The organism is Streptomyces arenae (assembly GCF_022343545.1).
Classification (GTDB): Bacteria; Actinomycetota; Actinomycetes; order Streptomycetales; family Streptomycetaceae; genus Streptomyces; species Streptomyces humi.
Genome location: NZ_JAKQYH010000083.1, coordinates 1 through 862, shown reverse-complemented (window position 1 = coordinate 862; position 862 = coordinate 1). Strand labels below are relative to the sequence as shown.

The following is an 862-nucleotide window of genomic DNA, read 5'->3' as shown; positions in this document are numbered from 1 at the left end:
GTCATTTCACTTGGTCAGTCGGCGGTGACATATGAGGGTCGCGGCGATGGCTGTGAAGGCGAGGAAGTGTTCCGGCTTGCGCTCGTAGCGGCGGTGCAGACGGCGGCAGCCGGACAGCCAGGACACGGTCCGCTCCACCACCCAGCGGTGCCGGCCCAGCCGCCGGGACGACTCGATGCCCTTGCGGGCAAGGCGGTGCCGGATGCCGCGGGAAGCGAGCCATCGCCGCAGGTGGTGGTAGTCGTATCCCTTGTCGCCGTGCAGCTTGGCGGGCCGACGGCGCCTTGGGCCGCGACGTGAGCGAATGGGTGGGATGCCGCGGACCAGCGGGATCAGTGCCTGGCTGTCGTGGAGGTTGGCGGCGGAGATGCCGATCGACAGGGGCAGGCCCTGGCGATCGACGATCAGGTGGATTTTCGATCCGTTCTTGCCGCGGTCGGTCGGATTCGGTCCCGTCAGCTGCCCCCTTTGACGGCACGAACGCTGACAGAGTCGATCGCGCACCGCGACCAGTCCAGGTCGCCGCGGGCACCGAGTTCATCCAGGACCAGGCGGTGAAGCTTGGCCCACACCCGGGCCTCCGTCCACTCGGTGAACCGGCGGAAGGCCGTCACCCCCGACAGCCCGAAGCCTGGCGGCAGTTGGTTCCAGGTGCAGCCTGAGGTGGCCACGAAGATGATGGCAGCCAGCACCTCGCGGTCCCCTCGCCGCCGGTGCCCTCCACCCTGCGGGCGGACCGGAGCCGGCGGCACCACCCGCTGGAACAACGTCCACAGCTCTTCCGGCGCCATCCGCTCGACAAGCGCAGCAGCCATCACCCTAGACTGCCGCAAGATCACGCCAACTGAAATAGCGTCTGTCT

1 protein-coding gene is annotated in these 862 nt (G+C 68.3%); it reads right to left on the bottom strand.

Going from position 1 to position 862, the window contains the following annotated elements; genetic code table 11:
* Positions 1 to 6: 6 nt before the first annotated feature.
* Positions 7 to 815, bottom strand: a protein-coding gene (locus tag MB828_RS38635; protein ID WP_301652240.1) for an IS5 family transposase whose coding sequence is annotated in 2 segments (ribosomal slippage) — positions 7 to 465 and positions 468 to 815 — 807 coding nt in all. Because the reading frame shifts where the segments join, the coding sequence is not laid out codon by codon here.
* Positions 816 to 862: the final 47 nt, after the last annotated feature.